The sequence below is a fragment of the Cellulophaga lytica DSM 7489 genome, from assembly GCF_000190595.1.
Taxonomy (GTDB): domain Bacteria; phylum Bacteroidota; class Bacteroidia; order Flavobacteriales; family Flavobacteriaceae; genus Cellulophaga; species Cellulophaga lytica.
In genome coordinates this window covers 1,843,382-1,856,680 of the sequence record NC_015167.1, presented here as the reverse complement: position 1 = coordinate 1,856,680, position 13,299 = coordinate 1,843,382, and the positions used below count along the sequence as shown (strand labels likewise).

The window sequence follows — 13,299 nt, the reverse complement described above, 5'->3', positions numbered from 1 at the left end:
TTAGAATAGACTGGTAGCCTCAACTAGTATAGTTTAATTATATTTGCATAAAATTTACAATATATGATTCAGTCCATGACCGGATTTGGAAAACACGTAGTGCAACTTCCATCAAAAAAAATTACTATTGAAATTAAGTCTTTAAACAGCAAAAGTTTAGATTTAAATGCACGTATGCCATCTGCATACAGAGAGAAAGAATTGGAGTTACGCAAAACTATTGCTAATGGCTTACAAAGAGGTAAAATAGACTTTAATCTTTATATTGAAAGTACTGGAGCAGATACTTCATCACAAATAAATGAAGCAATTGTTAAGCAGTACATGCAACAATTAAAAAACATAGCAGAAGGTGATGATGTTAAGCTTTTAGAAATGGCTTTACGTTTACCAGATGCTATGAAAACAGAGCGTGAAGAGATTGACGCTGAAGAGTACAAAGCAATACAAAATACACTTGTAGAAGCCTTAAAAGAAATTAACGTATTTAGAACTGAAGAAGGCGCTGTTTTAGAACAAGACTTTAAACAACGTATTACTTCATTAGAAAGCTTGCTACAACAAGTAATTGCTATAGATCCAGACAGGCAAACTGCATTACGAGAACGTTTAGAAAAAGCTGTATCTGACCTAAAGACTGATATAGACGAAAATAGGTTTGAACAAGAACTTATTTACTATTTGGAGAAATATGACATTACAGAAGAAAAAGTTCGTTTAGCAAACCACTTATCTTACTTTACAACTACAATAAACTCTGCCGACTCTAACGGAAAAAAATTAGGTTTTATATCTCAGGAAATTGGTAGAGAAATTAACACCATTGGCTCTAAAGCTAATTATGCGCCAATGCAACAGTTGGTAGTGCAAATGAAAGACGAGCTTGAAAAAATTAAAGAACAAATGCTAAATGTTTTATAATGAAAGGCGGCAAACTTATCATATTTTCAGCACCATCTGGTAGTGGCAAAACAACTATAGTTAGACATTTATTAGGTAAAAAACACTTAAACCTAGCATTTTCAGTATCTGCAACATCTAGACCTAAAAGAGGAAAAGAAAAAAATGGCGAACACTACTATTTTTTATCATTATCTGAATTTAAAAACCATATAAAAAACGATGATTTTTTAGAATGGGAAGAGGTTTACAGAGATAACTTTTACGGAACACTAAAAACAGAAGTAGAACGTTTATGGGCTGAAGGCAAAAACGTTATTTTTGACATAGATGTTGTTGGAGGATTGCGTATAAAAAAGAAATTTCCAGAACAAACACTGGCAGTTTTTGTAAAGCCACCTAGCATAGACGAGCTTAAGATTAGGTTAAAAAAGCGTAGCACAGAAAGCGACGATAAAATTAATATGCGTATAGCAAAAGCATCTGTAGAATTAGCTACCGCTCCACAATTTGATACCGTTATTAAAAATTACGATTTAGACACTGCTTTAGCTGAAGCAGAAAAACTGGTTGAAGATTTTATAAGCAAACCAAACCCAGAAAAAGAAGCGTAAAATGAAGAAAGTAGGGTTGTATTTTGGAACCTTTAACCCAATACATTTAGGACACTTAGTTATAGCAAACCACTTAGTAGAATTTACAGATTTAGACGAAGTTTGGTTTGTAATAACACCTCAGAGTCCGTTTAAAACAAAACAATCTTTATTAAGCAATCACCACAGGTACCAAATGGTTTTAGAGGCTACAGAAGAATACCCTAAACTAAAACCATCTAACATAGAGTTTAATTTACCACAACCCAATTATACGGTACATACTTTAGCTCATTTACTAGAGAAGTACCCAAATGGTTACGATTTTTCATTAATAATGGGAGAAGACAACCTAAAAAGTCTTCATAAGTGGAAAAACTACGAGGTTATTTTAGAAAACCACAATATTTATGTGTACCCTAGGGTTTCTTCTGGCACAATAGACCATCAATTTAAAAATAACCCTAAAATAAAAATGGTAACAGATGCTCCTATAATGGAAATCTCATCTACGTTTATTCGTAAAAATCACAAATTAGGTAAAAACATTACGCCTTTATTACCTACCGCTGTTTTTAAGTATATGGATGAGATGAATTTTTACAGATAAATACTTAATTTATACTTCTGTATTCGTTTACCATAGCTATAAATTCTAGCTCTAGTTTTAAAGGAGAACCGTCTGCAGCAATGTTTGGATGATCTTTACCATAATCAAAATCATTATTAGCAATTCGCAATTTTAAACTAGTTAACCCCATTAAAATGTTTCCTAAATGGTTGGTAAAATTAGTAACAACTGGCATAGGCTTACCAAATTCTTTTACTATTAAATCTTGGTTTTCCTTCAATCCTTCTAATGCAACATATGCCGCTCTAAGCTCTTTTATTTTTTGGTTAATTACCGTAAAATCTAAAGTTAAAAGTCCGTCTACATCTCTACCTCCAATTTCATTTAAAATAGCCTCTGTAGCATTTATAGCAGTAAATAAATTGTATTGCACTACCAACTCTTGCTCTTTATACTTCTCTTTTTTATACTTTTCAACATCGTCTTGCAACCTGTAAAAAACAATAGACATATCATCAAAAGTAGAAAAGTAATTACGGTAAGCTTCTAGCAATTTTATGTGAAGCTTTTTAGTTTTATTAACATCTACAGACTCTACAATTCCTTTTTTATAATACGCATCTACTTCTAAAATAGTATTGTATAAAATTTCTGCAGTTTTGTACACCAAAAGCATATTGGCATCTACCTTTTTTATAGCAGGACTATGAACTATGGTAGATTTTAAAATGTTTAACTCTTCTAAAGGTAAACCAATTTTACTTTTTAAATTTGTAGTTCCGCTAGTCTCTTTTTGGTTAACCCAACTTAAGTAATTAGCGTAAGATTTACGTACTTTATCATCATAAGTATTAAAAAACTCTATGTAGTTATTGTATTTCACCACAAATTCTGTAGAGTTATATGCGTCTTTAATAGTGCTAACTACAAGTTTTTTTTCATCAGAAGAAAACGGTTCTAAAGAACTAGTTACCGTTTCCATACCCTTGTCATCCTTTTCTTGCTTTATGTTTTTGCAACTTACAAATACAAAAGCAATTAAACAGGTATGTACAAGGTAGTTTTTCATTTCTTATTTTTAATGTGGTGCAAAAATAAACAAAGTTATTATGTTAACTATCACGGCATACCGTGATTATTTATAATTGTTATGAACAATCTATTATTATATTAACTTTTCACTAACAAACATACAATTCTACATTTATTATATTGTAGCCCTAACAAACCACTAATGAAAAAAATACTCTTATTTTGCATAGCAGCATCGTTATTTTCTGCTGCTAGCACAACTGCCCAAAAGAAAAAAAAATCTAAAAAAGGGAAAACAGAACAAACAGCTCCTGCTCAAAAACAAAAAAAAGGAGACATTAAAAATTACAGTCAGGTTGTAACAAAAGATGCCGTTACTGACAATGGTCTCTTTACAGTGCATAAGGTTGATAAAAAGTATTTATACGAAATACCTTTTAGCAAGCTAAACAAAGATATGCTTTGGGTTACTAGAATAGCTAAAATACCTACCGGACTTGGCGGCGGATATATGAATGCCGGCTCTAAAACCAATGAGCAATTAGTACATTGGGTTCGTTTTCAAGACAAAATTTTACTTAAAGCAAAATCTTATGATAATGTTGCAGATAGCAGCAAAGCAATAAGTGCATCTGTAAAAGTTAACAACTATGAGCCTACCCTATTTGCTTTTGACATAGAAGCTTTTAACACAGACTCTACAAGTGTTGTTGTAGACGTAACTGCATTATTTAACACAGATGTACCTGCAATTAGCGGACTATCTAGCAGATTAAGAAAAACATACAAAGTAAAAAGATTAGATCCAAAACGTAGTTTTATAAACAGTGTTAAAAGTTTTCCTGAAAACATAGAAGTAAAACAAGACTTTACTTTTAATGCATCAGAACCATCTACACTTAGAGCAACAGAATCTATTAGCTTACAAATAAATCAGTCTATGATTTTGTTACCAGAGCAACCAATGCAACCACGTATTTTTGACCCAAGGGTTGGCTTTTTTACTGTTAGTCAGTATGATTTTGGTAGTGACGAGCTAAAAGCAGATAAAAAAACATACATTAGACGTTGGAGGTTAGAACCAAAAGACCCTGAAGCATATGCAAGAGGAGAATTGGTAGAGCCTATAAAACCAATTGTTTACTACTTAGATCCTGGTACACCTGAAAATTTAAAAGAATACATTAAACAAGGTATTGAAGACTGGCAAAAACCATTTGAAACTGCTGGTTTTAAAAATGCAATAATTGCACGAGACGCTCCTACACCAGAAGAAGACCCAGAATTTAGCCCTGAAGACATTAGATATTCTATGATACGCTATGTTGCTAGCACAACAAGAAATGCAGTTGGCCCAAGTGTATCTGACCCAAGAAGCGGAGAAATTATTGAGAGTGATATTATTTGGTACCACAACCATTTACGTAGTTACAGAAACAGGTATTTATTAGAAACTGGTGCTGCTAACCCTAATGCAAGAACACTTAACACCAAACCTAAAGAAATAGGAGATATGATGCGTATGGTTATAGCACATGAGGTTGGCCATGCATTAGGTTACCCTCACAATATGGCTGCAAGTTATGCTTATCCTGTAGACTCTTTACGTAATGGAGAATTTACTCAAAAAAATGGTATTGCTGCTAGTATAATGGATTATGCTCGCTACAATTATATTGCGCAACCAGGAGATAAAAACATTAGATTTATTAGACAAATGGGACCTTATGACCATTATGTTACAAACTGGGGTTATCGTTATTTAGCGGCTAATTCTCCTGAAGCAGAAGTACCTACTTTAAGTAAATGGATCTTAGAAAAAGCAGACAATCCTATTTATAAATTTGGAAGACAGTCTAGCCGTTTTGATCCTCAATCACAAACTGAAGGATTAGGAGATGATCCAGTTAAAGCAAGCTCATACGGAGTAAAAAACCTTAAATATGTAGCAAAAAACCTTAGTAATTGGACATCTGACCAAACAAATAACTATGATGATTTAGAAGAATTATACGGAGAATTATTAGGTGTTTATAGTAGATACGCAGGCCATGTAGTAACCAATATTGGTGGTGTTTTTGAAAACTTAAAAACACCAAAACAAAATGGTCCCGTGTATACACCTTTAAGCAAAACTAAGCAAAAAGAGTCTATGAAATGGTTACAAGACAATGTGTTTAGCACCCAATCATGGTTAGTAGATAATGCCATTTTACAAAACATAGATTATGCTGGCTACCCAGAAAATTTACGTAAAGTACAAGCAAGACATTTAAATGGTGTTTTAAGCGCAGACCGCATTGGTAGGCTGCTAGATGCAGAAACCACAAACAAAACATACTACAGCGCTTTAGAAATGTTGTCTGACTTACGTAAAGGCATATGGAAAGAAGCTTACATTGGTAAAAGCGCAGATATTTACCGTAGAAACTTACAACGTACATATTTAGAACGTATGGGAACATTATTAAATGCAAAAAATAGCAGCAGATCTAGTTTTAATGTTACCACATCTGATGTAAGCTCTTTAGTTAGAGGAGAATTAAAAACCTTACGCTCTAAATTAAAAGTAGCAAAAAATGGAAGTATTAATACTGTTACACGCTACCATTATGAAGATGCTATTGCTAAAATAGACCAAGCTTTAGAAGCTAAATAAAACACAGCACTACACATAAAAAGAGGGGTAATTTGTATAAATTACCCCTCTTTTTTATATCCTAAAAACTACTTTTTAGTTAACACATCAGTACCTAAAAGCTTATCATCTTTATTGGTATACCAAGCTCTAACGGCGGGCATACGCACACCATTTATAATTTCTGTATTAGACAATAAAATGTATTCTCCATCATTTTTAGTTTCGTCATGAAAAAACTGATACATCTCCATATCTAAAGATTTAGGGTTAAAATAAAAATACCAAGTATCTTTACCCACTTCTTTATCATAAGTTACCTTAATAACCTTATACCATTTTTTATTAATTGTTTTAGAATAAAGCTTAGGATCTACTATAGCGCCTTTGTCTTTTAGTTTCATTGGCAAACCGTATAAGTATGTATAGTAGTTTCTCATAAAAAGTGCACGTTCCTTATTAAACTTTAGCTTTTTTTGCTCTTCCTCATTTACAATCTGTCTGTCATCAACAAAAAAATGAACACTATCATTTACAACCTTAACAGTATGCTTTTTACCTTCTTTAGCGTTAGATAAAACAAAAGTGCTTTTAGGCTGGTTTATATGAATATCTGTAACTCTATCTTTTTTATTAGGAGTGCTCATTGTAACCACAAAGTCACCTTTAAAAGTAGGCCAATTATTATTAGGATCATAACGAGCAATTACTTTGTCTAAAAACTCAAAAGCTCCAGTTTCTTGAGCCTTTAAACTGGCAAAAGCCAGCATACAAAATGTAAAAAACAAAAGTTTAATATTCATAAAATATTTTTTTTAAGGGTAATAATACTCCTAAAGTATAAAAACTATTTTTAGTTTAATTAAAAATTAATATTTTGTAAGAAAAATAGGCTATGAAAAAATCTTTAATACTTATAGCAGCTTTAGGCTTAATAGCAACTGCATCTTTAGCTCAGCAAAAAAATGTGTTCGCGGTAGATTCTACATTGCTAAACAAAACTACAACTCCTAATATCACAAGTCTATACAGCAATAAAAATTCTGATGCTTTCTCTAGGTTTAGAGAAAAAAATTTAGAAAAGTACAACAAGCAAAATAATTTTTATCTAACAGACGTAACTAGGCAAAAGAACAAACACAGTAGTAAAATGCCAGTTTATAAACCAAAGGGCAACTATTACACAAGAAACATTACAATAGATACTACCGCTACTTATAACCTAAAAATTATATCTCCTGATAAGATTAAAAACTAGTTGTAATTAAAATATTGAGTCAAAAAAAAGCCCAACATAATTGTTGGGCTTTATATTTATATGCTCACTACTTATGATATTGTAGCTGGCGGCACACTACTATCATGCTCGTTGTAATACAACTCTAACATAGTCATTGTAGCCGTCATCAAATCTTTAGTCTCTAATAATAATGAGAAATACAAAGTAGTATTTTTTGGGCTAGATTCTTCTGTTCTAGTACGCTCTACTTGTTTTTGTATTTTTTGAGAAAGCAACTCAAACAACTCCTCTTTTTCTTCTAAAATCTGCGCAATTCCATCAAAAGAACGCGTTTCAAATACAACCTGAGTTTCATTTAAAATATGCTCTAATTTATAGTCTATTTCTTTTAGCTCTTTAATTTGGTTATATTTTAATTTTTTATGGTTGTTATTAATATGCTTGTATGATATTTTAGTAATATACTCTAAAGACTGCGTCATATCTTGTAAAGAGCCTAAAATATTTATGTAAAAATTACTTGCCCCAACACTAGCATCATCTAAGTTTTTAATAAAATAAAAGATATGATCTCTTAAATCATCTACCTCATCACCCAATTTAACAACTCCTTTTTTATTCTTTTTAAGAATGTCTAAGTTTTGCTTAGCCAACCCATCAATAGAATTGGTATAAATTTTATTTGTTCTTTTAACAACATTAGCTGTGTTTTTAGCACTTTCAACAATAACACCTTGGATAGAACTACTTTCTGCTCTTCTAAGGCTATCTTCAGCCTTAATTTCTTTAGATTTTTTATTGTATGATATATAGTTTCTTGCCAATAATAAAATAGCAACAAATAATAATATTGAAATAGCTGCACCAGTACCAAAATTTATAAGAGTTAAAATAATACCAGCTGCAGTAAATGCAATAATTGCAGTTCCAAACCAACCACCAATAACATTTAAAACACCAGCAACTCTGTACACAGCACTTTCTGCACCCCAAGCTCTATCTGCTAAAGAAGTACCCATTGCTACCATAAAAGTTACATAAGTTGTAGACAATGGTAGTTTAAATGATGTAGCTACAGAAATTAAAATACCCGCAACAACTAAGTTAACAGCTGCCCTTACCATATCAAAAGCAGGCATTTCATAAGTTTTATCTTTAGCTAACGCTATTTTTGGTTTTTCAAATCTTGCTTCTACTTTATCAGAAATAGATTTAGGCATTACAGCAGATGTATATGTAGAAATTGCCATTCCTATTCTAACAATACCTCTAGACAAAAAGTTAGGTTCAAAACGTTCTTTACCTTCGCCTTCTCTAGACAAATTTATTTCTGTTTCTGCTACATAGCGTGCCTTTTTAGAGAACCAAAGTGTTGCAACCATTATCATACCCGAAATAAACAACAACAACGTTGGCGTAGGCACTTTTTCTGACAAAATAGACATACTAAAAGCAGTTGCGTCTACACCAGATGCAGACCACTCTGTATAAGATTGGTATGCTGCAATTGGCACACCTATAAAGTTAACCAAATCATTACCTGCAAAGGCTAATGCTAACGCAAATGTACCAACACCAATAATAATTTTATAAATATTAAGCTTTGCAATTGCTGTTAGTATATATGATAAAACAAACCAAACAACAAAATTTACCAAAACAATAGGAAACCACTTAACCTCTAAAAAGTGCTTAATAGTCATATCTCCAATAAGCTCAAAACTCTGACTAGCAAATGCTGTACCTTTAATACCTTTCATAAAAATAAAGTAGGTAATAGCAGATAAACCAATACCACCAAATACAGAACCTACCCATTTTGCTTTTTTATCAAAATCATAAGATAAAAGTAAACGAGAAAACCACTGTACAATAGCACCTATTGAAAAAGCAATAACAACGGAGAGGAGAATACCAATTATAATTTCTGTTGCTTTGGAAGTATTAATATAATTTACAACGTCTGATGCACTACCACCAGCCTGTAATATTTTGATTAATGCCATTGCCACAGCTGCACCTAAAAGTTCAAAAACAATAGAAACCGTTGTAGATGTAGGCATACCCAAGGTATTAAAAAAATCTAACAACAGTATATCTGTAATCATTACGGCCATAAAAATGAACATAATCTCATTAAAATAGAACTCATTAGGGTTAAAAATACCTTTTCTAGCAACCTCCATCATCCCACTAGAAAATATAGCTCCACAGGCAATACCAACACTAGCAACAATCATTATAGATCTAAAGGAAATAGCCTTAGATCCTATAGCTGAATTTAAAAAGTTGACTGCATCATTACTCACGCCAACTACAAGATCCGCAATAGCCAAAACGGCTAAAGCTATAATCATTATTAAATAAATATTACTCTCCATAATTTATAAAAATTCAATTTGCAAATATGCTTTGTTTTTAACTGTCTAACGTTATGTTAAGGTTATTTTTTTACTTAAAAATGCACCTCTAATTGCAGTCTACATATAAGCCCCTCAGGACCATCTACTTCGCTTAAATAAGTAGCATCTGTTTGCACTTTTAACTTATGCCCAACAATGTATTTAGAAACGCCTAATGTGTATTGCAATTCTTTATTTCTGCCTGTGATATCTTTATCCAAATCTACAAATGTATATCTGCCAGACAGCTCCCAATTATTTTTAAACACATAACCAGACATTAAGTTTAGTCCGTTACCTACTTGCACTATATCACCAGTTACCGTACCATCATTATTTTTAGCAATGGCATCACCGGCGTTTCTGCCTGCATATTCACCCATAAAGGAAAAGCCGTTATATTTAAACATAGCATTTACAAATAAAGTTTTTATGTCTGTTTCATAAAAACCGGTATCTGTATACATATAATCTCCTTGGTTGCTTCTTGTTTTTACAGCGTTATTATTAAAATCATAAGCTGCACCAATCATTAATTTAGGCTTTTTTTCACGTTTTAAATCGGCACCAACAAATTCTGTATTACCTGTAAAATTACCAAAAGGTAAAAAATCTATTCTTGCTGTGTATTGGTAACCTCCTAAATTTCCTTTGCTAACATTTCTTCCTTCTCCTTGAGAAATAGCTAATGCTTCTTTTACAATAAAATTTTCTGAAACATTAAATTTATGTCGTAATTGCATTCCCATATCTCTGTCTATTGTAAACCTACTATTTAACAAAGATCTATCAACCATTTGCATATTTGCAGAAGAAACTATGCGCTCTATATTTCCTGGTAATTTTGTTTGGCCTATCCACAGTTCAAAATTCTCATAAAAATTCCACATCACATAAGCATCTAAAATGTAGCGTGGAGCATCATGGGTAAACTCAGACCCTCCAGACAAATCTCTATTAGACAGCCCCAACTCAACCTTATATTTAAATTTAGGAGAGTAAGCAAAACCGCTAAATTTTAACCTGGCTCTACGCACTAAAAAGTTAGATCCTACAGAAGCTAAATTCCCATCTTCATTTTCTCCCCATTGTCCTATTCCTAAAAATTGTAAACGGGCAGATGCTTTCATAGTCCAAGTACTATCTTGCCCAACAATATTTAGTATACCCTTACCAAAACTAGGCGCTTTAATCTCCTGAGCTTCAAGCGTATTTAAACCTACTACAAAAAACAATACTGTAAAAATTCTAAAACACATAAATGCTATTTTCCTCTTGCAACAATCCTTTTACAAATGTTAATTAATTGTTTCTAAATTATTAACTAGATGCAAATTTAGGTAAACTAACTTAAAGACAAAGGTGTTATTTTAGATAACCCATACAACCATAAAATGTATAGTGTATAAATATACTTTTTAAGTTTATTCTACTTTATTTAAAAAGCTATTTAAGTATCTTGCAACTTTTAAATCATGTACTATGAATTGGGAACAATTACTATCTTTAAAGCGCTTTGGAGACACTAATAAAAGACTACGTAAAGAACAAGATGAAACCAGATTGGGTTTTGAAGTTGACTATGACCGTGTAATATTTTCGTCTGCATTTAGAAGTTTACAAGATAAAACCCAGGTTATACCACTTTCCAAAACAGACTTTATACACACTAGGCTTACGCACAGTTTAGAAGTGTCTGTGGTTGGCCGTAGTCTAGGACGTATTGTTGGAAAAAAAATACTAGAAAAACATCCGCACTTAAAAGAAGTTCACGGATACCATTATAATGATTTTGGAGCTATTGTTGCCGTTGCTTCTCTTGCACATGATATAGGAAATCCTCCATTTGGGCATAGCGGAGAAAAAGCTATTGGCGAATATTTTAAAACCGGAAACGGACAAAAATACAAAACCAAACTTACAGCCAAAGAATACCAAGATATTATAGATTTTGAAGGAAATGCTAACGGGTTTAAACTGCTAACTGAATCTAGAACAGGTGTAGAAGGAGGATTAAGATTAAGTTATGCTACACTGGGTACTTTTATGAAATACCCAAAAGAATCTTTACCCAAAAAGCCCACAAAACATATTGCTGATAAAAAATTTGGTTTTTTTCAGACAGAAAAGGATTTTTTTAGTGAGGTTGCTGAAGAACTTGGCTTATTGCAAACCAGAGATGGCAAAGACATTTCTTTCTCTAGACACCCACTTACTTATTTGGTTGAAGCTGCAGACGATATTTGTTATACAATTATTGATTTTGAAGATGGCATAAACCTAGGTTTAATATCTGAAGACTACGCTTTAGAATACTTAATTAAGCTAGTTAAAGACAAGATTAACACAAAAAAATACAACGAAATGGTTTTTATGCAAGATCGTCTTAGCTACTTAAGAGCACTTGCCATAAACACATTAATTACAGATGCAGTTGCTATATTTTTAGAAAATGAAGAAGCTATTTTAGATGGTTCATTTGACGTATCTTTATTAGATAAAAGCAACTATATTGCCCAAATAAAAGACATAATATCTTTAAGTGTATCTAAGGTTTACAAATCACAAGAGGTAATAGAAAAAGAAATAGCTGGCTATAAAATTATATCAGATATTTTAGATGTATACACAAATGCTTTAGTAAAAACAGCAGAAGGTACTGCTTCTAATTATGATAGTATTGTTTTACAAACATTACCAGAACATTACCAAAATACAGATGCTCCTTTGTACAACTTACTTTTAAATACCTGCTGTTATGTGGCAAGCTTATCAGATAGTGGCGCTGTGCACATACACAACAAAATTATGGGCAAACAACTTTAAAAATCATAAGATAACCCCACACCAAGTAGCTGCTTAAATTGTATTTTAGGCCTACCAGGTGTGGTTACAACACCATCTGTTACAACCTCATCAAAAACAACATCATCATCATATAAAAGATTGGTGCCAATATTAGCTTTTACGTATTGGTTAACCTTCATATCTAAACGCAGTTCCCAATCTACATCTATATTACCAAAACTATTTAGGTAATCTGTGTAAAGAGTTAAGTCATGCGCTAAAGTCATATTTTTAGCCACATCTGTTTTCCATGTATTAGTAACTAAAAAGCCAAATTCCATTAAAGTTCGCTCTCCTTCTTTTGTGATGTTACCATCTGCATCTCGCTCAGCTTTTTGCACACCAAAAGCACCAGAATTTGCTAACTCTTGATCTAACACAAATGTTGCTTTTTGTGTTATTGGTGATATGTATAAGTTAAACTTTTTACCTTCTGGAATATACGAAGTACCTGCTCCTAAAAACAAATAACCAGGTGCCATAAATGTAGAAATTTTATCTTCTGTATTTGGGTATTTATAACCGTCTGCAAATTGCGAATTAAAGTTTGCCTTAACAGAATAGTACCAATTACTTATTGTGTCTCTCCTGTATGCAAAAGTAGAGCTAAAACGAATTGCATCATCTGCCTTTCTTAATTTCTCACCTTCTATGGCACTAAGTCCAAACCTAAGATCTAAACTATTGTTCCACTGTATGTATCTAAACTTGTAATTACGAACAAATTTTACATTTCCTATAGCCGATACAGAGTTGTTACCACCAGCTTTCCAGTTTACAAAAGCTACCTCGTTAATAGCTATACCTAAATGGTTTGTTTTATCCCAAAAAGAAGGAACCTTAAACCATCCAAAATTTTCTCTACGTGGGTTTGCCTCATAAGTAATTCTTGGGTTAGCTAGCTTAACACCTCTAGGGATATTCTTAATTTTTTCTTGATTTTTACGAACTACAATTGTACCTACTATAGTGGTATCTACCTGAACAGAATCTGTTTCTACAGGATTAGAAATTTGAGCGTTTATTTTCGCTATACAAAAGGTTAAAACTAAAATTACAATTGTTTTTTTAAACAT

Annotated in this window: 11 protein-coding genes; 6 read left to right on the top strand and 5 right to left on the bottom strand. The window is 32.3% G+C overall.

Annotated features, from left to right (window positions below):
• The first annotated feature begins 63 nt into the window (after positions 1–63).
• Genes CELLY_RS08350 through nadD form a run of 3 tightly spaced genes read left to right on the top strand, consistent with a single transcriptional unit; the run spans position 64 to position 2,103 of the window.
• Complete coding sequence (locus CELLY_RS08350) at positions 64–921, top strand: YicC/YloC family endoribonuclease (protein WP_013621229.1); 858 nt, start codon at positions 64–66, stop codon at positions 919–921.
• Positions 921–1,514 carry a guanylate kinase gene (gene gmk / locus CELLY_RS08345; RefSeq protein WP_013621228.1) on the top strand — a complete coding sequence of 198 codons (594 nt, stop codon included), beginning with the start codon at positions 921–923 and terminating at the stop codon, positions 1,512–1,514. The genes CELLY_RS08350 and gmk overlap by 1 nt, the downstream gene beginning before the upstream one ends.
• Position 1,515: 1 nt before the next feature.
• The gene (nadD, locus tag CELLY_RS08340) at positions 1,516–2,103 is read left to right on the top strand and encodes a nicotinate (nicotinamide) nucleotide adenylyltransferase (protein WP_013621227.1); all 588 of its coding nucleotides are present in this window, start codon (positions 1,516–1,518) and stop codon (positions 2,101–2,103) included.
• A 4-nt stretch (positions 2,104–2,107) separates the two neighbouring features.
• Here nadD and CELLY_RS08335 read toward each other — a convergent pair whose 3' ends face one another.
• On the bottom strand, positions 2,108–3,133 hold the full coding sequence (locus CELLY_RS08335) for a YiiG family protein (protein ID WP_013621226.1): 1,026 nt from the start codon (positions 3,131–3,133) through the stop codon (positions 2,108–2,110).
• Positions 3,134–3,298: 165 nt separating this feature from the next.
• On the opposite strand from CELLY_RS08335, the gene CELLY_RS08330 reads away from it, so the two are divergent.
• Positions 3,299–5,755: a zinc-dependent metalloprotease gene (locus CELLY_RS08330; RefSeq protein WP_013621225.1), complete on the top strand. Its 2,457-nt coding sequence runs from the start codon at positions 3,299–3,301 to the stop codon at positions 5,753–5,755.
• A gap of 68 nt (positions 5,756–5,823) precedes the next feature.
• Here the strand turns inward: CELLY_RS08330 and CELLY_RS08325 are convergent, their stop codons facing one another.
• Complete coding sequence (locus CELLY_RS08325; protein WP_013621224.1) at positions 5,824–6,537, bottom strand: DUF6503 family protein; 714 nt, start codon at positions 6,535–6,537, stop codon at positions 5,824–5,826.
• 92 nt (positions 6,538–6,629) lie between these two features.
• On the opposite strand from CELLY_RS08325, the gene CELLY_RS08320 reads away from it, so the two are divergent.
• On the top strand, positions 6,630–6,992 hold the full coding sequence (locus tag CELLY_RS08320; protein ID WP_013621223.1) for a hypothetical protein: 363 nt from the start codon (positions 6,630–6,632) through the stop codon (positions 6,990–6,992).
• Positions 6,993–7,063: 71 nt separating this feature from the next.
• Here the strand turns inward: CELLY_RS08320 and CELLY_RS08315 are convergent, their stop codons facing one another.
• Positions 7,064–9,355 carry an inorganic phosphate transporter gene (locus CELLY_RS08315; RefSeq protein ID WP_013621222.1) on the bottom strand — a complete coding sequence of 764 codons (2,292 nt, stop codon included), beginning with the start codon at positions 9,353–9,355 and terminating at the stop codon, positions 7,064–7,066.
• Positions 9,356–9,429: 74 nt separating this feature from the next.
• A complete protein-coding gene (locus tag CELLY_RS08310) occupies positions 9,430–10,635 on the bottom strand; it encodes a porin (protein ID WP_013621221.1) in 1,206 nt (401 codons plus the stop codon).
• A 223-nt stretch (positions 10,636–10,858) separates the two neighbouring features.
• Here CELLY_RS08310 and dgt point away from each other — a divergent pair, with 223 nt between their 5' ends.
• Positions 10,859–12,202, top strand: a complete 1,344-nt coding sequence (gene dgt / locus CELLY_RS08305) for a dGTP triphosphohydrolase (RefSeq protein WP_013621220.1) — start codon at positions 10,859–10,861, stop codon at positions 12,200–12,202.
• Here dgt and CELLY_RS08300 read toward each other — a convergent pair.
• Complete coding sequence (locus tag CELLY_RS08300) at positions 12,199–13,299, bottom strand: DUF3078 domain-containing protein (protein ID WP_013621219.1); 1,101 nt, start codon at positions 13,297–13,299, stop codon at positions 12,199–12,201. The two genes, dgt and CELLY_RS08300, sit on opposite strands and share 4 nt — an antisense overlap.

Coding starts and splice junctions, on each gene's coding strand:
- CELLY_RS08350 (WP_013621229.1), top strand. CDS start 64: ATGATTCAGTCCATGACCGGATTTGGAAAACACGTAGTGCAACTTCCA.
- gmk (WP_013621228.1), top strand. CDS start 921: ATGAAAGGCGGCAAACTTATCATATTTTCAGCACCATCTGGTAGTGGC.
- nadD (WP_013621227.1), top strand. CDS start 1,516: ATGAAGAAAGTAGGGTTGTATTTTGGAACCTTTAACCCAATACATTTA.
- CELLY_RS08335 (WP_013621226.1), bottom strand. CDS start 3,133: ATGAAAAACTACCTTGTACATACCTGTTTAATTGCTTTTGTATTTGTA.
- CELLY_RS08330 (WP_013621225.1), top strand. CDS start 3,299: ATGAAAAAAATACTCTTATTTTGCATAGCAGCATCGTTATTTTCTGCT.
- CELLY_RS08325 (WP_013621224.1), bottom strand. CDS start 6,537: ATGAATATTAAACTTTTGTTTTTTACATTTTGTATGCTGGCTTTTGCC.
- CELLY_RS08320 (WP_013621223.1), top strand. CDS start 6,630: ATGAAAAAATCTTTAATACTTATAGCAGCTTTAGGCTTAATAGCAACT.
- CELLY_RS08315 (WP_013621222.1), bottom strand. CDS start 9,355: ATGGAGAGTAATATTTATTTAATAATGATTATAGCTTTAGCCGTTTTG.
- CELLY_RS08310 (WP_013621221.1), bottom strand. CDS start 10,635: ATGTGTTTTAGAATTTTTACAGTATTGTTTTTTGTAGTAGGTTTAAAT.
- dgt (WP_013621220.1), top strand. CDS start 10,859: ATGAATTGGGAACAATTACTATCTTTAAAGCGCTTTGGAGACACTAAT.
- CELLY_RS08300 (WP_013621219.1), bottom strand. CDS start 13,299: ATGTTTAAAAAAACAATTGTAATTTTAGTTTTAACCTTTTGTATAGCG.